The sequence below is a fragment of the Rhodococcoides trifolii genome, from assembly GCF_014635345.1.
Taxonomy (GTDB): Bacteria; Actinomycetota; Actinomycetes; order Mycobacteriales; family Mycobacteriaceae; genus Rhodococcoides; species Rhodococcoides trifolii.
In genome coordinates this window covers 321,348-338,608 of sequence record NZ_BMCU01000004.1, presented here as the reverse complement: position 1 = coordinate 338,608, position 17,261 = coordinate 321,348, and the positions used below count along the sequence as shown (strand labels likewise).

The 17,261-nt window shown below is 66.8% G+C and carries 20 protein-coding genes and 1 riboswitch; of the genes, 10 read left to right on the top strand and 10 right to left on the bottom strand.

Features of this window, described 5'->3' with window-relative positions:
* Nucleotides 1-9 precede the first annotated feature (9 nt).
* Together IEW02_RS19300 and IEW02_RS19295 are read left to right on the top strand one after the other, a co-directional pair.
* Nucleotides 10-1,095 (top strand): sensor histidine kinase, encoded by a 1,086-nt coding sequence (locus tag IEW02_RS19300; protein ID WP_188546500.1) that lies wholly within the window; start codon nt 10-12, stop codon nt 1,093-1,095.
* Nucleotides 1,092-1,706, top strand: a complete 615-nt coding sequence (locus IEW02_RS19295) for a response regulator transcription factor (RefSeq protein ID WP_188546499.1) — start codon at nt 1,092-1,094, stop codon at nt 1,704-1,706. Before IEW02_RS19300 ends, IEW02_RS19295 begins: the two co-directional genes overlap by 4 nt.
* An 80-nt stretch (nt 1,707-1,786) precedes the next feature.
* On the opposite strand, the gene rlmB is transcribed toward IEW02_RS19295, so the two are convergent.
* From rlmB to IEW02_RS19275, 4 genes are all read right to left on the bottom strand, one after another.
* On the bottom strand, nt 1,787-2,758 hold the full coding sequence (gene rlmB, locus IEW02_RS19290; protein ID WP_188546498.1) for a 23S rRNA (guanosine(2251)-2'-O)-methyltransferase RlmB: 972 nt from the start codon (nt 2,756-2,758) through the stop codon (nt 1,787-1,789).
* Between the two features lie 3 nt (nt 2,759-2,761).
* Nucleotides 2,762-4,156 carry a cysteine--tRNA ligase gene (cysS, locus tag IEW02_RS19285; protein ID WP_188546497.1) on the bottom strand — a complete coding sequence of 465 codons (1,395 nt, stop codon included), beginning with the start codon at nt 4,154-4,156 and terminating at the stop codon, nt 2,762-2,764.
* Between the two features lie 11 nt (nt 4,157-4,167).
* On the bottom strand, nt 4,168-4,644 hold the full coding sequence (ispF, locus tag IEW02_RS19280) for a 2-C-methyl-D-erythritol 2,4-cyclodiphosphate synthase (protein ID WP_188546496.1): 477 nt from the start codon (nt 4,642-4,644) through the stop codon (nt 4,168-4,170).
* Between the two features lie 151 nt (nt 4,645-4,795).
* On the bottom strand, nt 4,796-5,284 hold the full coding sequence (locus IEW02_RS19275; protein ID WP_188546495.1) for a CarD family transcriptional regulator: 489 nt from the start codon (nt 5,282-5,284) through the stop codon (nt 4,796-4,798).
* Nucleotides 5,285-5,566: 282 nt separating this feature from the next.
* Between IEW02_RS19275 and IEW02_RS19270 the strand changes: the two genes are divergently transcribed.
* From IEW02_RS19270 to disA, 3 genes are all read left to right on the top strand, one after another.
* Nucleotides 5,567-6,169 carry a copper chaperone PCu(A)C domain-containing protein gene (locus tag IEW02_RS19270; RefSeq protein WP_188546494.1) on the top strand — a complete coding sequence of 201 codons (603 nt, stop codon included), beginning with the start codon at nt 5,567-5,569 and terminating at the stop codon, nt 6,167-6,169.
* A 67-nt stretch (nt 6,170-6,236) separates the two neighbouring features.
* Entirely contained in the window at nt 6,237-7,658 is a 1,422-nt protein-coding gene (gene radA, locus IEW02_RS19265; protein WP_188546493.1) for a DNA repair protein RadA, read from the top strand.
* A 57-nt stretch (nt 7,659-7,715) separates the two neighbouring features.
* Nucleotides 7,716-8,804: a DNA integrity scanning diadenylate cyclase DisA gene (gene disA, locus IEW02_RS19260; RefSeq protein ID WP_188546492.1), complete on the top strand. Its 1,089-nt coding sequence runs from the start codon at nt 7,716-7,718 to the stop codon at nt 8,802-8,804.
* A 99-nt stretch (nt 8,805-8,903) separates the two neighbouring features.
* Here disA and IEW02_RS19255 read toward each other — a convergent pair whose 3' ends face one another.
* Nucleotides 8,904-9,611, bottom strand: a complete 708-nt coding sequence (locus IEW02_RS19255; protein ID WP_188546491.1) for a hypothetical protein — start codon at nt 9,609-9,611, stop codon at nt 8,904-8,906.
* 42 nt (nt 9,612-9,653) lie between these two features.
* Nucleotides 9,654-10,361, bottom strand: coding sequence for a carbonic anhydrase (locus tag IEW02_RS19250; RefSeq protein WP_188546490.1), 708 nt, complete (start codon nt 10,359-10,361; stop codon nt 9,654-9,656).
* Nucleotides 10,362-10,480: 119 nt separating this feature from the next.
* Here IEW02_RS19250 and IEW02_RS19245 point away from each other — a divergent pair, with 119 nt between their 5' ends.
* A complete protein-coding gene (locus IEW02_RS19245; RefSeq protein WP_188546489.1) occupies nt 10,481-11,350 on the top strand; it encodes an HhH-GPD family protein in 870 nt (289 codons plus the stop codon).
* A 27-nt stretch (nt 11,351-11,377) separates the two neighbouring features.
* Here the strand turns inward: IEW02_RS19245 and IEW02_RS19240 are convergent, their stop codons facing one another.
* Nucleotides 11,378-12,085: an alpha/beta fold hydrolase gene (locus IEW02_RS19240; RefSeq protein ID WP_268236753.1), complete on the bottom strand. Its 708-nt coding sequence runs from the start codon at nt 12,083-12,085 to the stop codon at nt 11,378-11,380.
* Between the two features lie 23 nt (nt 12,086-12,108).
* Between IEW02_RS19240 and IEW02_RS19235 the strand changes: the two genes are divergently transcribed.
* From IEW02_RS19235 to IEW02_RS19220, 4 genes are all read left to right on the top strand, one after another.
* Nucleotides 12,109-12,423 (top strand): antibiotic biosynthesis monooxygenase family protein, encoded by a 315-nt coding sequence (locus IEW02_RS19235; protein ID WP_188546488.1) that lies wholly within the window; start codon nt 12,109-12,111, stop codon nt 12,421-12,423.
* A 30-nt stretch (nt 12,424-12,453) separates the two neighbouring features.
* Nucleotides 12,454-13,902, top strand: coding sequence for a serine hydrolase (locus IEW02_RS19230; protein WP_188546487.1), 1,449 nt, complete (start codon nt 12,454-12,456; stop codon nt 13,900-13,902).
* A riboswitch (cobalamin riboswitch) is annotated at nt 13,899-14,047 on the top strand. (Overlaps the previous gene by 4 nt.)
* Before the next feature lie 32 nt (nt 14,048-14,079).
* On the top strand, nt 14,080-14,274 hold the full coding sequence (locus tag IEW02_RS19225; RefSeq protein ID WP_188546486.1) for a CbtB domain-containing protein: 195 nt from the start codon (nt 14,080-14,082) through the stop codon (nt 14,272-14,274).
* A complete protein-coding gene (locus IEW02_RS19220; RefSeq protein WP_371829976.1) occupies nt 14,265-15,083 on the top strand; it encodes a CbtA family protein in 819 nt (272 codons plus the stop codon). The genes IEW02_RS19225 and IEW02_RS19220 overlap by 10 nt, the downstream gene beginning before the upstream one ends.
* Here the strand turns inward: IEW02_RS19220 and IEW02_RS19215 are convergent.
* From IEW02_RS19215 to IEW02_RS19205, 3 genes are read right to left on the bottom strand one after another with little or no spacing between them, the layout of a single operon-like run.
* Nucleotides 15,047-15,730: a DsbA family oxidoreductase gene (locus tag IEW02_RS19215; protein WP_188546485.1), complete on the bottom strand. Its 684-nt coding sequence runs from the start codon at nt 15,728-15,730 to the stop codon at nt 15,047-15,049. The two genes, IEW02_RS19220 and IEW02_RS19215, sit on opposite strands and share 37 nt — an antisense overlap.
* Nucleotides 15,727-16,167: an OsmC family peroxiredoxin gene (locus IEW02_RS19210; protein ID WP_188546484.1), complete on the bottom strand. Its 441-nt coding sequence runs from the start codon at nt 16,165-16,167 to the stop codon at nt 15,727-15,729. The genes IEW02_RS19215 and IEW02_RS19210 overlap by 4 nt, the downstream gene beginning before the upstream one ends.
* 43 nt (nt 16,168-16,210) lie before the next feature.
* The gene (locus IEW02_RS19205) at nt 16,211-17,182 is read right to left on the bottom strand and encodes a helix-turn-helix transcriptional regulator (protein WP_188546483.1); all 972 of its coding nucleotides are present in this window, start codon (nt 17,180-17,182) and stop codon (nt 16,211-16,213) included.
* Between the last annotated feature and the right edge of the window lie 79 nt (nt 17,183-17,261).

Genomic DNA, 17,261 nt, shown 5'->3' with positions numbered 1-17,261 from the left:
ACACCTGTGATGGCCGGTGGCACGAGATCTCTCGCCGTTGCGCTTGTCGTCGCCTGCACCGCCTACGCTCTGACCCCGTTGGCGTCGACCGACTCGACCGGGTCGACGGCCGGGGACCACGTCCTCCTTGCAGTTCTGCTCCTGATCTTCGTCGCCACCATCTCGGCCTGCGTCTGGGCTGCGTCCCGAGACCGAGTGGTCACGCACGGCAAGTGGTTGCTGATCGCCGGCCAGTACTCCGCCGTGGCCCTGTGGGGAGTCTTCGGTCCCGCGTGGTCGACGCTTCCCGCCGTGGCGGCCGGAGCCGGCCTCCTGGTGTGGCCGGCCCGCACTGGGTACACCGTCTGCGGAGTGACCGCATTCATCACGGTCTACCTCGCCGCGCAAGAATCCGATGTCATCGACATTCTCGGGCGCGCGTTCATCGTCCTGGTCGTCTTCGTCGCGCTGTCGACGGCACTCGAATTGCGAAAAGAGTTGGAGCTGAATGCCCATCGGACAGCACGACTTGCGGTGGCCGCCGGACAGGATCGCATCTACCGCGATCTTCACGACATCCTCGGCCGCTCGCTGACCGTGATCGCAATCCAGAGCGACACCGCCGCGACGGTGGCCGAGACCGACTCCGCCGCTGCACAGGATCAGATGCGTCGGGTCAACACCGTTGCTCGCGAGGCGATCTCGGACATGCGGTCCATCGTCCGAGGGCACCGGCACGCCGGCCTCGCCAGTGAGGTGCAGATCGCGCGAGACCTGTTGTCCACCAGCGGGGTCGACGCCGATGTCGACGACTCGATCGAAGCCCTCCCGCCGGAGATCGACGACGTCTTCGGCTGGGTGGTTCGAGAAAGCGTCACCAACATCCTGCGCCACGGCCGGTCCACGCACGCGTCGATCACGGTGCAGCGGACCAGCGACGGCGCACGGCTCGAGGTGCTTAACGATCACCGCGGCCGCAACTCCCGCGGGTCGGGCTCCGGCATCGACGGGATGCGCGAGCGGGTCGACGCAATCGGCGGCACGCTCGAGGTTCGCCGCCAAGGCGGCTGTTTCACTGTCGTCGCCAGCGTGCCCGTGAAGGAGGAACACCGATGACCGACGCGATTCGGATAGCCCTCATCGACGACGAACGGTTGATCCGCGAGTCGCTCCGGGCGCTGCTGTCCTTGCAGCCCGACATCACCGTGATCGCCGAATACGACAGTGGCGCAGCACTGTTGGATGCTCTCCCGACCCTCGATGCCGACGTGCTGTTGTTGGACATCGCCATGCCCGGCATGGACGGACTCTCCACGGCCGCCGCACTGCGCACGGCCGGCAGTCAACGTCCCATCGTCATGCTCACCAGCCAGGGAAAGCCGGGCTATCTGCGCCGCGCACTCGACGCCGGCGCACAGGGTTTCGCGACGAAGGACACTCCCGGCACCACGCTGGCGTCCGTCATTCGAACGGTCCATGGCGGCGGGCGCTACGTGGATCCGCAGATCGCCGAAGACGCCATGTTCGCCGGGGAATCACCGCTGACCGATCGCGAGCGGCAGATTCTCGAGCTGTTCCGTAGCGGCGCGACCACCGCCGCCGTCGCCCGCACCCTCGGGATCGGTGAGGGCACGGTTCGCAACTACACGTCGTCGGCCATGACCAAACTCGGTGTCAACGGCAAGAACACGGCGTGGACGGTGGCGTCGGAGTTGGGGTGGATCTGAGGGTCACCCGGTTCTCGGACTGAGGGGCACATTCAGTCGATCTGTCGACGTGAGGGTGCCCCTGAGTCAGAAACGATCAGCTACCGCCGACTCCGCGCAATGTCCGCCAGCACCACACCCGCGGCGACGGAGGCGTTCAGCGACTCCACCGGCCCCGCCATCGGGATCGAGAGGATGTGATCGCAGGTGTCGCGGACGAGGCGCGAAAGGCCCTTGCCCTCCGAACCCACGACCACGACAACGGGTCCGCTGCCGTCGAACTCGTCGAGGGTGGTGTCACCGTCGGCGTCCAGTCCGACGACGAGAATGCCCTTGTCCTGCCAATCCTTGAGCGTGCGAGTGAGATTGGTGGCGCGCGCGATGGGAAGACGCGCCGCGGCTCCCGCGCTGGTGCGCCACGCGACTGCAGTCACGGACGCGCTTCGTCGCTGCGGGATGACCACACCGTGTCCGCCGAACGCCGCGGTCGACCGCACGACGGCGCCGAGGTTGCGCGGGTCGGTGATGTTGTCCAGCGCCACCAGCAGCGCGGGTTCCTGACGGGTGCGAGCGTGCGAGACGAGATCGTCCGGATGGGCGTAGCGGTACGGCGGCACCTGCAGGGCGATGCCTTGGTGCATTCCGTTGGCGCTCATACGATCCAGATCGGTGCGCGACACCTCGAGAATCGAAATACCGGCTTCGGCGGCGAGCTGCACGCTCTCCTTCAGCCGGTCGTCGGCTTCGGTACCCGACGCGACGTACAGCGCGGTCGCCGGAACCCCGGCACGCAGGCACTCGACCACCGGGTTGCGACCGAGCACGTTCTCGGGACCGTCCTCGGTCTTGCGGACCGGCGCGCGTCCCCGGTTGCCGCCGCCACCGGACGGCGCGGTTGCGCGTTCGGCGGCACGCGCGCGCCGAGCCGCAGGGTGCTTGGTGCGCTCGCTGGCCGGCGGAGTGGCCTTACGACCTTCGAGCCCCTTGGTCCGCTTACCGCCGGACCCGATGACCTGGCCCTTCTTGGTTCCGTCCTTGCGGACTGCGCCGCGCCGTGCCGAGTTACCTGCCATGATTTACTTCTCCGTTTGTCCGACAGACCATTCCGGTCCGTTCGGGGTGTCGGTGACCTCGACGCCGGCTTTGGCGAGTCGGTCACGAATGCGATCGGCCGTCGGCCAATCCTTGGTGGCTTTCGCCTCTGCGCGCAGAACCAGATCGTCGCCGATGAGGACGTCCAGCGCCGCCCGCTCGGCCGACGACGATCCCGGCGCAACCCAGTGCTCGTCGAGCGGATCGACGCCGAGAATGCCCATCATCGCCCGGATCTGCGATGCGATGGCGACGGCAGAATCGAGATCCCCGGCCGCCAACGCCTTGTTGCCCTCGCGTCGACGCCCGTGAATCTCCGCCAGCGCCTTGGGAACTCCGAGATCGTCGTCCAGCGCTTCGGCGAACACGTCCGTCCAGGTTCCGACCGGAACCTCGCCCGCACGCTCGGCGGTCTTGAGCACGAACGCCTCGATGCTCTGGTACGCGCTGGCCGCTTCGAGTAGCGCAGCCTCCGAGTATTCGAGCATCGATCGGTAGTGCGCACTACCGAGGTAGTACCGAAGTTCCTGCGCCCGAACGGTGTCGAGCATGTTCGGGATGGAGACGACGTTGCCGAGCGATTTCGACATCTTCTCGCCGCTCATCGTGACCCAGCCGTTGTGCAGCCAGGTCTGCGCGAAACCGTCTCCAGCAGCCCGAGATTGAGCGATCTCGTTCTCGTGGTGCGGGAACACCAGATCCAGCCCGCCGCAGTGGATGTCGAACTCGGAGCCGAGGTAGGCCTCGGCCATGGCCGAGCATTCGAGGTGCCAGCCGGGGCGTCCGCGGCCCCACGGCGTCGGCCACGACGGCTCGCCGGGCTTCGCGGCCTTCCACAGCGTGAAGTCGCGCTGGTCCCGCTTACCGGTCAAGGTGCTCTCGCCCTGATGGACGTCGTCGATCCTGTGTCCGGACAATTCGCCGTACTTGGGCCAACTCATCACGTCGAAGTAGACGTCGCCCTCGGCGGCGTAGGCGTGACCGGAGTCGATCAGGCGGGTGATCAGCTCGATCATCTGCGTGATGTGGCCCGTCGCGCGCGGTTCGGCCGACGGCGGCAGCACACCGAGCTTGTCGTAGGCAGCGGTGAACGCCCGCTCGTACGTCGCGGCCCATTCCCACCATGGGCGTCCCGCAGCGGCAGCCTTGTTGAGGATCTTGTCGTCGATGTCGGTGACGTTGCGAACGAAGGCTACGTCGTAGTCGTGAGCCAGCAGCCACCGGCGCAGAACGTCGAACGCCACGCCGCTTCGAATGTGACCGATGTGGGGCTCACCTTGCACCGTTGCCCCGCAGAGATAGACCGACGCGTGTCCGGGGGCCAGCGGAGTGAACTCACGCACGGCCCTGGTCTCGGTGTCGTAGAAGCGCAGGGTCACGACCGTCGATCCTACCGGCCGGGATCGATGTCGAGGACCAATGCGGTGGCGACGGCGGCGATGCCTTCGCCTCGTCCGGTGAGGCCGAGACCGTCGGTCGTCGTCGCGGAGACGGACACCGGAGCGCCGAGCACGTTGGTGAGGAGCGCCTGAGCCTCGTCGCGCCGTGGGCCGATCTTCGGTCGGTTGCCGATCACCTGCACGGCCGCGTTGCCGATCTTCAGACCGTTCTCGATCAGCAGCTGCCGCACGTGCATCAGCATGGTGGCGCCGCTGACGCCGTCCCATTCGGGCCGGCCGGTACCGAACACCGAACCCAGGTCTCCGAGGCCGGCGGCGGAGAGCAACGCGTCACAGAGGGCGTGGCTGGCGACGTCACCGTCGGAGTGTCCCGCGCAGCCGTCGGCGTCCTCGAACAGCAGGCCCGCCATCCAGCAGGGGCGGCCCGGTTCGATGGGATGGACGTCCGTGCCGATTCCGACGCGCACAGCGGTTCCTTTCCGGGGTTCGAGTTGGGGTGCGTGGCTCGGTGGGGCGGGGCTGAGCGGAGCCCACCGCGAACGCGACACGAGAAAGGCGCCGGACGAGTCGAACCGTCCGGCGCCTTCTTCGTGACTTCAGTCTTTACAAGAGCGCGTGTTACGACGCGGTAGCGAGGACCTCGCCGAGCATGTTGTCTGCCTTGACCTCATCGGTGCCCTCGGCGAGCGCGAGCTCCCCGACCAGAATCTGACGAGCCTTGGCGAGCATGCGCTTCTCGCCTGCCGAGAGGCCGCGATCCTGCTCACGACGCCAGAGATCGCGAACGACCTCGGCTACCTTGTTGACGTCACCGGAGGCGAGCTTCTCCAGGTTGGCCTTGTACCGACGCGACCAGTTGGTGGGCTCCTCGGTGTGCGGTGCACGAAGAACCTGGAAAACCTTGTCCAAGCCTTCCTGCCCGACAACGTCCCGCACGCCGACGTACTCCGCATTGTCGGCGGGAACGCGAACTGTGAGGTCGCCTTGCGCAACCTTGAGAACGAGATACTCTCGTGCCTCGCCCTTGATGGTGCGAGTTTCGATTGCTTCGATCAACGCCGCTCCGTGGTGCGGGTAAACGACGGTGTCTCCGACCTTGAAAATCATGTGTTCGGTGCCCCTTTCGATATGGCCAGTTTAACACGGTTCGACGGGGGCGGTACATCAACGGTGCAGGTCAGGGGCACCAAGGACCACCCCGTGGGGTTGACAGGGGCCGAGATACGTGCATTGCCAACAGGGTTCGGGCTTTGGCGACACGGCGTCACGACACTCCGGAATCGGTGCACACCGATGCCGCGAAAGCGACCGGCGACGCCGTCTACTACCCTCCCTAGTGGACGCCGTGCGACGGCGACTTCTTGGCCGGCTTCGCACTGGAGGACGAACGTGACCGCATCCCCCGCCACCACACGTCGTGGGACCCGCCGAGTCGGCGCTGCCCTCGCTCTCGCCGCGGCTGCGACCCTCGCGCTCACCGCATGTGGGTCGGGCAAGATCGCGCAGACGGCCAATCAGGTCGCCGCGATCAACGGCAACGGCGCCAACGTCGCGAACATCTCGATGCGCAACGTCCACGTGGCCTACCCGAACAGCGCCGAGTACTCGCTCACCGAGGGCGGCAAGGCCGAGCTGATCTTCACCGCCATCAACACCAGCGAGCAGTTCTCCGACACCCTTCGCGGAATCGACACCGAAGCAGCCGAGCAGGTCACTCTCGTGGGCACCCCCGGCAGCATCGAGATCCCGGCTCAGGCCGCACTCGCCGCCGGCGCACCGGCCGAGCAGCAGCCCACCGACCCGACTGAACCGTCGTCGAGTGTTCTCGTCGAGCTGGACGGTCTGTCCGCCGACGTTCGCCCCGGCTTGACCGTCCCGATGACCTTCTCGTTCGAGCGTGCGGGCGACGTCGTCGTCAACGTCCCGGTCGACGCCGGGCCCACGCCTCGCGTCGTGAACGAGCAGTCGGGTCCGGCCGAAGAAGAAGGCTAGGCAGTCTGCCGGGCAGGCCGGAGGCCGGTCGCTCCGACTTGTCGGTACCCGGTTCTAGGCTGCGAACGTGGCCAAAGCTAGAACCAGTTTCCGGTGCTCGTCGTGTCAGCACACCGTCTCCAAATGGGTCGGCCGCTGCCCCGAATGCAACACCTGGGGTTCGATGGACGAAGTCTCCGTCCTCGCCCCCGTCGCGTCGCGCCCCGGTGCGAGCGGCCTGCGATCGGGCACCGGCGCCATGGTCCCCACCTCGCCGGCCATGCCTCTCACGAAGGTCAGCAGCGTCGCGTCCATCGCCAAGACGACGGGCATCGGCGAGCTCGACCGCGTTCTGGGCGGCGGCGTCGTACCAGGCTCGGTGGTCCTGCTCGCGGGTGAACCCGGCGTGGGCAAGTCGACGCTTCTGCTCGAGGTAGTGCGGCGGTGGGCCGAGCGCAGCGACACCGATCGCGCGCTCTACGTCACCGCGGAGGAGTCGGCCGGGCAGGTTCGCCTGCGCGCCGACCGCACTGGCGCCGTGCACGAAAGGGTCTATCTCGCAGCCGAATCCGACCTCGCCACCATCTTCGGTCACGTCGATCAGGTTGCGCCGACACTGCTGATCATCGACTCCGTGCAGACGATGCTGGCCGCGGATGTCGACGGCGTCATCGGTGGCGTCACGCAGGTACGCGCCGTCACCTCGGCGCTCACCACTCTCGCGAAGACGAGCGGGATCGCGGTCCTGCTCGTCGGTCACGTCACCAAGGACGGCGCGGTGGCCGGCCCCCGCTCGCTCGAACACCTCGTCGACGTGGTGCTGCACTTCGAGGGCGACAAACACTCCACGCTGCGCATGGTGCGCGGCATCAAGAATCGCTTCGGCGCGGCCGACGAGGTCGGCTGCTTCGAGTTGCGTGAGGGTGGCATTCGCGAGGTCAGCGATCCGTCGGGATTGTTCATGCACCACCGCGACGACAGCGTGGCAGGCACCGCCGTCACCGTCACGATGGACGGCAAACGCCCACTACCGGCGGAAGTTCAGGCGCTCGTGGCCACGACCCAGATGCCGACACCGCGCCGCGCCGTCAGCGGACTCGACCACGCTCGGGTCGCGATGATTCTCGCCGTTCTCGAGAAGCGGTGCAACGTGAAGGTCGCCGACAAGGAGGTCTACGCCGCCACCGTGGGGGGCATGCGGACCACCGAGCCCGCGGTCGATCTGGCGTTGGCATTGGCCGTCACCTCCGCGCATCGCGACAAGCCACTCCCCGCCCACACCGTCGTGCTCGGGGAAGTGGGCCTGGCCGGCGAGATCCGCCGCGTCACCGGCGTGGACCGCCGGTTGGCGGAGGCAGCACGGCTCGGATTCACCTCTGCGATCGTGCCCGACGTGCCGGGTGAGACGCCGTCGGGAATGCGAATTCACCGCGTCTCCGACATGGGCAGTGCCCTGCGGGCGGCCGGTCTGGACGTGCGTCGACGCGGAGAGCCGGACGCCCCCGGGTAACCTTGACGACGAGGTCGGCTACGGGAGCCGACCACAGCGTCGAGGAGGAGGGCGGACATGAGCGATCTGCTGTTGCCACCGGCTGCCCTTCGCGACACCATCGCCAGCCTCGCACCGGGCACCGACCTCCGGGACGGGCTCGAACGGATCCTCCGCGGTCGCACCGGTGGGCTGATCGTCCTCGGCTACGACGACCGAGTCGAGAACCTCTGCGACGGCGGCTTCGTGCTCGACGTCGAATTCGCCCCCACCCGGCTGCGTGAGTTGTCGAAGATGGACGGCGCCGTCGTGTTGTCGACGGACGGCAAGCGCATCGTCCGCGCCAACGTCCAACTCGTTCCCGACCACACCATCGCCACCGTCGAATCCGGCACCCGGCACCGCGCCGCGGAACGCACCGCCATGGAGACCGGGTATCCCGTGGTCTCGGTGAGCCAGTCGATGAGCATCGTCAGCGTCTACGTCGCCGGCGTGCGGCACGTGATCGAAGGGTCGGCCACGATCCTCTCGCGCGCCAACCAGGCCGTCGCCACGCTCGAGCGATACAAGGCGCGACTCGACGAAGTGACGCGCCAACTCTCGGTCGTGGAGATCGAGGACTTCGTGACCCTGCGCGACGCGTTGACCGTCGCCCAGCGGCTCGAGATGGTGCGACGGGTGTCCGTGGAGATCGAGCAGAACGTGCTCGAACTCGGAACGGACGGAAGGCAATTGGCGCTGCAACTCGAAGAGTTGGTGGGCGACAACGACATTGCCCGCCAGCTCGTCGTGCGGGACTACCTCGCGGGCACCGAGCCGGCCAGCACCACCAACGTCGAACGCACCCTCGGGGCACTCGACAAACTCACCGACGTCGACCTGCTCGACCTCACGATGCTGGCCCGCACCTTCGGGTACCCGGGCACCATCGAGGCGCTGGATTCACCGATGAGTCCGCGCGGATACCGTGTGCTGACCCGTGTTCCGCGATTGCAGTTCAGCCAGATCAACCGGCTCGTGCAGTCGTTCGGCACACTGCAGACGCTGCTCGCGGCCACCGCCGCAGACCTGCAGTCCGTCGAGGGCATCGGTGGGTTGTGGGCGCGTCACATTCGAGAAGGTTTGTCGCGCATGGCCGAAGCGAGCATTTCGGGGCCGTTCGACTAGGCGCTGCGCACATGGGTGTGAAAAAGAGTCCTCCAGCACGCCCGGAGTGGAGCCTGCGGAGCGACCGAGGTCCAGGTTCGCACCCGAGCGCGAAGCGCATCAAGCGATGTTGAACGTCTCCGGCGAGCTACGCAGTTCTCCGAGCTGACCCACCACCGAGTACGCACCCGCCCCGACAGGGTTGCGGGGAGCGGTGCATCCCGGCTCCGACGTCGTCGCGGACCACGTCACGGTGAACGGAGCCTGCTGGCCGGGAGCGAGGTTGCGGACGTCGGCGGCAGTGGCCGGGAAACAGTCGATGTTCGACCACAGTCGCTGGTTCTCGAGGGTGTAGACCAACACCTGCTGCAGGCCGGACCCGAGGTCACGTGAGCACGCCGAGGTGCCGATGTTGGTGACGACGATCGTGAACTTCGGCTCCTGGCCCGCCTGGTACGTCGGCTGGTCGGGGGACGCCTTCACTGCGAGCGACTGGTCCGAGCACTGTCCGGGAGCCGCGGGAGTCGACGAGCCCGACGCTGTGGTCGTCGTCGTGGTCGATCCGGCGGCAGCGCCACCGCCGCCGCCCCCACCGGACGCCTGGGCATCGGGTCCCGGGTTCGACGATGCGTCGGGACGGTAGGTGGTCGTCGGAGTCGGCGTGAGCGTCGCGGACGCGCCGGTTGCCGTCGCGTCGGGATCGTCGGAACTGGTCAACGACACGATGAGCCACACGACGAGGACGAGCGCGACGACCGCGACACCGATTGCCAGCGCACGACGACGCCAGTAGATCTCGGGTGGCAGTGGACCGTTCGGCTCGAGCACCCGTCAACCGTATGTGCCGAGCGGGTGCCCGAGCCGCACCTACTACGGCGTGTCGCTGGGAACAGCGGCCGCGTGCAGGTGATCGCCCGGATCCGTGCGGTCGGTGCCGCCGAACTCGACGGGACCGATGTCGCCGACCACACCTTGGAACTCGACCTTGCCCTCGGCCAACTTGTAGGTGAGGCCGACGATAGCGAGCTCCCCGGCCTCGATGCGCTTCGCAAGGATGGAGGACCGTTCGACCAGAAGCTTTCCGGTTTCGAGGACGTGGCGCGCTTCGATGTCGTCGACACGGGTGTACCCGAGGCGGTGCGCGTTGAGGATCGACGGCGTGACCCGCTCCACGATGTCGCGGATGAATCCGCCGGGAACCGAACCGTTCTCGACCGCCCCCAGAGTGGCCTTGACGGCGCCGCAGCTGTCATGACCGAGGATGACGATGAGTGGGGCCCCGAGAACCTCTGCGCCGAACTCGATGGACCCGAGCACGGACGAGTCGACGACCTGGCCCGCAGTGCGCACCACGAACATGCCTCCGAGACCCTGATCGAAGATGATTTCCGCGGCAACGCGCGAGTCGGAGCATCCGAAGAGCACGACCGACGGGTGCTGGCCGTCGACGAGGCTGGTGCGACGGTCGATACCTTGGTCGGGGTGGATGGACTTACCGTCCACGAAACGGCGGTTGCCTTCGTAGATGGCGGTCCAGGCTTCGGCTGGCGTCTTTGCTGCAGTGTCTGAATTCCCCATGTCGGACATTCTGCCCTAGCCGCGGCTGCACTGCCGGTGCGCGTTTGAGTAGCGTGGAAGGCTGCGGGAAGGCCGGAGGCCGGTCGGGATGATCGGCAAAGGCGCACAGGAGGTTTGTTTTGACGGTCGACGCCGACGCCTTGGTGTCCTGGTTCGACGAGAACGCGCGCGACCTCCCGTGGCGCCGACCCGCCGTGACCGCGTGGCAGATCCTGATGAGCGAGATCATGCTGCAGCAGACTCCTGTCGCACGTGTCGCACCCATCTGGCTCGACTGGGTGGCGCGGTGGCCGGTGCCCTCGGCGATGGCGGCGTCGTCGCAAGCGGAAGTGTTGCGCGCGTGGGGGAAGCTCGGTTATCCGCGTCGGGCGCTACGGCTACACGAATGTTCCAAAGTCCTTGCCACACAGCATGGAGACGTTGCGCCCGCAGATGTGGACACGCTCCTCGGGCTGCCCGGAATCGGCGCCTACACCGCGCGCGCTGTGGCGACTTTCGCGTACGGGCAGAGCGTTCCGGTGGTCGACACCAACGTCCGACGGGTCGTCGCGCGTGCGGTTCACGGTCTCGCCGAGCCGGGGAACCCTTCGACGACAAGGGATTTGGCCGACGTCCGAGCCTTGCTTCCCCCGAACCGAGGAGCGACGTTCTCGGCGGCATTGATGGAACTCGGCGCCGTGATCTGCACCGCCAAGAAGCCCACCTGCGCCGAATGTCCACTCCCGCACTGCGCATGGGTCGAGGCCGGCAAGCCCGCGCACGCTGGGCCGCCGAAGAAGGTGCAGAAGTTTGCCGGCACCGATCGTCAAGTGCGCGGCAAGTTGATGTCCGTGCTCCGCGACACCAGCGGACCGGTGGAGAAGGCGCGCCTCGATTTGGTGTGGACCACCGACGCCGGTCAGCGGGAGCGGGCGCTGGACTCGTTGCTGGCGGACGGGTTGGTGGAGCAGACGGCGGAAGGGTTGTTCGCGCTGGCGGGAGAGGGGTGAGGCGTGACTGGTGGGCCTTTGTCCGGCTCAACGGTTCCGCAGGAAGGCCTCCACGAGCTCTCGATACCGCTGAGGCATCTCGTCGTGCAGCAGATGCCCAACCCCCGGCACCAGGACGTACTCCGAATCAGGCCCCCGCGCATGCATTTCCGCCATCTGCCCCGGCGGGGTGATGCCGTGTTCCGCCTCGATGAGCAGCGTGGGCGCCCGTACCGCATCCCACTCGGACCAGAAGTCGCGTGTCCCCCATTCCGCGGAGATGGCCACGAACGTGTCGACGTCACCGTGCAGGCGGTAGCCGTCCGAAGAATGGTCGAAGGAATCCAGAAAGTACTGTCCGGCAACGTCTCCGAAGAAATCCAGCACATCCTGCGCGGTGGCGAACGGCTGCGGCCACGCGTGCATCATGGCGGCCCAGTCGTCGGCGGTGCGCCCACGGAAATCAGGCGCCATGTCCTCGATCACCAACGCCTGCACCAGTTCCGGATGCGCTGCCGCCAGACACCACGCGTGCAGGGCTCCCATGGAGTGGCCGATGACGATCGAGGGACCGAGTGCGCCGACGAACAAGGCGAGATCGGCAACGAAGGCTTCGGTGTCCACCGAAGAAACAGAGCGCCCATGCCCCGCCGCATCGAACGTATGCACCTCGCCCAGTTCGCCGAGCCACGGAACGTGCCGACGCCACGTACGTCCGCGGCCCATGAGCCCGTGCAGCAGGACGATCGGTGTCACACCCGAAGGGTAATCTCGGGCCCATGGCAGTAGTGAAGATCAACGCGATCGAAGTTCCCGAAGGCGCCGGCGCCGAGCTCGAGAAGCGGTTCGCCGCGCGGGCCCATTCCGTCGACGGATCGCCCGGTTTCCTGGGTTTCCAGTTGCTGCGTCCGGTGAAGGGCGACAGCCGGTACTTCGTCGTCACCCAGTGGGAGACCGAAGAGGCGTTCGCGGCCTGGGCTGCAGGTCCCGCCGTCGCCGCGCATTCGGGTGAGCGTGCGAAGCCGGTCAGCTCGGGCGCATCCTTGCTGGAGTTCGAGGTGGTGCTCGACGTCAAGCCCGAGGGTGGTCAGTAGGGTTCGAACCGGGTAATTCACCGATTTTGGATGGGGATCGTGCGGATGCAGAGTTTCCGGGGGCGGGCCGTTGCGCTGTTCGCCGTGGCCTTGACCGCGACGGCGTGTTCCGGAGGAGTCGACCCGAAGCTCGAATCCGGTTCGGCTCGTGGATGGTCCGATACGAGCGCCGAGTCGACGCCTCCGCCGACCGCCGAGACCGCCGAGACCGTCGAGACCGCCGACGGTGCCGCTCCTCCGCTGATCGACCCGTCCACTCCGATCGGCCAGGTCAGCCGGACCGTCGTCGGCTGGATCAATGCGGACGTGAACACGCTGAACCCCGACGAGATCAACGCGTTCGCAGCGCCCGTTCTGGCGCAGGCACTCGGTGCAGCGGGCCTGATCACACCCGTCGTACAGCTCAATACCAGTGCGCCGTTCACCGTGAACTCCTACCGCGCGCAGGGCGGCCAGGCGGAGCTGCAGCTGACCACCAGCCGCGGCGTCCCTGCCACACTCGACCTGTCGATCGACTCGACCGGAAAGCTCGACGGCATTCGCGGTCTGGCCACCGCACCCCCCGAAACCACCTGGGCCGACGTGGATCAGGCCATCTCGTCGCTCGGCACCACGGCGGATTCCGTTCTGGCCGCGCGCATCACCGGTGGCAGCTGCGTGCCCGTCCACGCGACCAACGCCGGTGCGGAACTGCAGATCGCGTCCGTCGCCAAGCTGTACGTACTGGGCGCACTGCTCCGCGCCGTGAACAACGGCACGGTCTCCTTCGACGAGACCTTGACGATCACCGAAGCCGTCAAGAGCGCACCGTCGGGTGAACTGCAGAATTTTCCCGCCGGCACCGAGGTGACCGTTCGCGACGCCGCCGAGAAGATGATCTCGATCAGCGACAACACCGCGACCGATCTTCTGATCGACCGCCTCGGGCGCGCGGCGGTGGAGAACGAGCTGTCGCTCATGGGTCACCACGATCCCGCCGACCTCACCCCGTTCCCGACGACGAAGGAAGTGTTCCTCACCGGTTGGGGCGTGCAGAATCAGCGCGCGGCCTGGCAGAGCGCCGACACCGAGGGTCGACGAGCCATTCTCGCCTCGCTCGACGATCAGCCGCTGGACCTCGACCTGCAGTCGCTCATCAGCACGCCGGGGTCGGCTCAGGACGTCGGCTGGTTCGCCACGGCCGACGACATCTGCAACGCCTACGCCGGTCTGCTGAACGGTCCACTCCCCGACGAGGCCCGACGCATACTGGGCATCCAGCCGCTGATCGAGCTCGACCGCGCGCAGTGGCCGTACGTCGGCGCCAAGTCCGGCAACCTTCCCGGTGACGTCATCGGATCGTGGCTCGCGACGGACGCTGCAGGTCAGGACTGGGTCTTCGCAACGCAGATCGAATCGGACCGGCCCATCGGTCAGCTGGAGAACGGCTACGTGTTCTCGATCGCCCAATCGGCCTTCGGGATCGCCTCGGCCAATTGACTTGTGAGGCCGCCGGTGTCACAGTTCGCTTGACCACACTGCGACGGTCGACGGTAACCCGGTGCGAATCCGGGACGGTCGCGCCACTGTAATCGAGCCTCGCGGCTCGAGAGTCAGAAAACGAGGCCGCCGCAGCCATCCTCTACTCGGGACGCGAACATCCCGGAAGGACACCACATGGCGATCGTCCACTCCCCCAGCTCGGTCAACGAATCCGCTGCGCTCGCAGTCGTCGTTGCCGCGGTGATTCTGCTTGCGTTCCTCACGCTGTACTTGGTCGGCTTCGACCAGGGAGCCATCTCGCGCTCCGGTATGTACATGCACGAGCTGATGCACGACGGACGTCACCTGCTGGGGCTCCCGTGCCACTGAATAACGCAGCGCTCCCAAGCTCGCCACTGACCCACCTGCCCGGAAGTTTCGTCCAGCTCCTTCTCCGCGGCCTCCTTGCCGGTCTGATCGCCGGCATCCTCGCGGGTGGTGTCGCCTTCTTCATCGGTGAACCTCACGTCGACGCGGCCATCGCCATCGAGGATGCGGCGGGTGGGCACAGTCACGGCGGAGAAGAAGTCACCGCTGCACACGACGAAGAAGAGACACCCCTCGTCTCGCGTGACGGTCAGAAGGTAGGGCTGTTCCTCGCGACCGGCCTGGCCGGCCTCGCGTTGGGCGCCATCTTCGCCGTCGTCGTTCACTACGCCCGACGGTTCGTGACCCTGCGCGGGCCCGTACTCGCGCTCGTGATCGCCGGTGGAGGGTGGCTCGCCATCGAGGCGGTGCCGTTCTTCAAGTACCCGGCGAATCCGCCTGCAGTAGGCGATCCCGACACGATCACTCAGCGCACCTGGCTGTGGCTCGCGTCGGTGGTGCTCGGTCTGCTCGCGGTCGTCGTTGCCGCGTACGTGTCGAAACTTGTTGCGGCGCAGTCGTCCATCGCCACGAGGATCGCTGCTCCGCTCGCCGGGTTCCTCGTCGTCGTGATCGCGGGCTACGTACTGCTGCCCGGGATCAACGAGGTGGGAACGGATTTCCCCGCAACCCTGTTGTGGCAGTTCCGCATCTCGTCGCTGACCATTCAGGCGACGCTGTGGATCTCGCTCGGCCTGGCATTCGCATACCTGACCGAGCGAGCCACTCGCTCGGATCAGTCCAGGTCGGCGACGGCTCTGTCGAACAACTGAAAGAACACGCTCTCGGCCTGCGCACCGGACACGGCCACACGCCGACCGGCGACGAAGAACGGAACTCCGCTCACGCCGATCTGCTTGGCGGTCGCGAGATCAGCGCGTACTTCCTCGGCACCTTCGTCCGTGTCGAGTCGGGACCGGACGTCTGCACCCAGTCCCGACTCGTCCGCGACGGCCGCGAGGACGTCCAAGTCGTCGATGATCCGACCTTCGACGAAGTGTGCGCGAAAGAGGTTGTCCATCACCTCGGTTCGGCGTGATGCTCGCGGTCCCTTCGGTGTTTCCTGCGGACCGGCCATCTGGATCAACCGGTGCGCATCGAACGTGTTGGCGGCGACGACGCGTTCGAAGTCGATCTCGAGCCCGGCAGATTCCGCGTTCGCACTCACTTGCTCGAACATCTCTCGAACCTGCTCGCGCTCCATGCCTTTCGAGGCCATGAGCGAGTCGATCTCCGGCGTTGCCTCACCGACAGGGGTGTCGGGTGAAAGCTGGTAGGCACGCCAGATGACCTCGATACGATCGCGGTCCGGAAACGACTCGAGCGCCGCGGTGAACCGGGACTTCCCGATGTAGCACCACGGGCACGCGATGTCGGACCAGACCTCGACAACCGCCGTTGTCGTCGCCGAGCGACTCATTCCGATTCGAGCGCTGCATCCAGGGTGATCTCGACACCGGTGAGCGCCTTCGACACCGGGCAGGTCTCCTTGGCGTCCTGCGCGGCCTTGGCGAAGCCGTCGGCGTCGAGGCCGGACACCTCACCGCGCACGGTGATCTTGATGCCGGTCAGCTTGAAGCCCACGGTGTCCGGGCCGAGCGAGACGTCGGCCTTCACGTCGAGGCTCTCCGGGGTGCCGCCGGCTTCGGCGATCACGGCGGACAGCTGCATCGCGTAGCAGGCGGAGTGCGCTGCGGCGATGAGCTCCTCCGGGCTGGTGGTACCGTCTGCGTTCTCGGCTGCACGCTTGGGGAAGGAGACGTCGAAGGTGGCGGCACCGGAGCTCGTGAGCTCTACCTGGCCGGCGCCCTTCTCCAGTGTTCCGTTCCAGGCAGTGCGTGCGGTACGTGTAGGCATGAGAGTCCTCTCGTCAAAGAATCAACTACTAACCTGCTCCAGGTTAGCTGTGCTGGGCTGCCATCGCCGCAGCCCGACCTCTCAGGATGGCCCGAAGCTCCGGCGGCGAAACCAACTCCCCGTCGTCACCGAGCATCCACATCAACGAACAGGCGTGCCCCACCCCGCCGAGGACGACATCCACAGTCGTCCAGGATTCCGGCCGGCCTCCGGCCTTCCCGTCACCGTCACCGTCGCCACCCTCTTCGGTGACGGAACGGACTTCCAGGGCCACCGCAGAAACCGTCGAAAATTGGTTGGGGTGGACGCGGACGGTGGCGGAGACGACCTCTCGGCTCGAGCGGAACTCGGTCCGTCGACGGTCCCAGATGGCGGCCAGGTCGATGTCCGGAGTGCGTTCGGCGGGTTCGTCGAGCTGCTCGACGTTGCCCATGCGCGAGAGTCGATACGTGCGCTCGTTGCCGCGATGGAGCGCGAGCAGGTACCAGTGCCGACCCGCGTGGACGAGCCCGAGCGGGTCGATGGTGCGTTCGGTCTGCTCCGGTCCGTACACGATGCGCAGCCGTCGGCCGGAGAAGACGGCCTGCTGAACCAATCCCAGACGGTCGTCCGCATCGGGCGGTTCGGAGACGAATCCTTCCGGCCGAACGAGTACGCGTTGCGCGACAGTCGTTGCCGCCCTTCGCTGTTCGTCCGACATGGACGCGGCCACCTTGCGCATGGCGGAGGCGAAGGCGGGCGCCATGCCGAGAGATTCGGAGGCGGGCCCGGTCATCAGCGCCTTGGCTTCGTCTGCGGTGAGGCCGGTCAGGTCCGTCGTGAAACCGGGCAGTAACTCGAAGCCGCCGTGACGTCCTCGCTCGGCGTAGACCGGAAAGCCCGAGAGCGAGAGGGCGTCGATGTCGCGCAGGACGGTGCGTTCGGAAACGTCGAGTTCCTTCGCCAGCGCAGCTGCGGACATGCGGCCTCGGTTTCGCAGCAGCAGGACGAGCGAGAGGAGGCGGTCGGCGCGCATGAACGAAGTTTGGCAGAAATACATGACACAACGTGTCGTGATTATCGGATTGACTTCGTCGTGTTCAGCCGACTCGGGG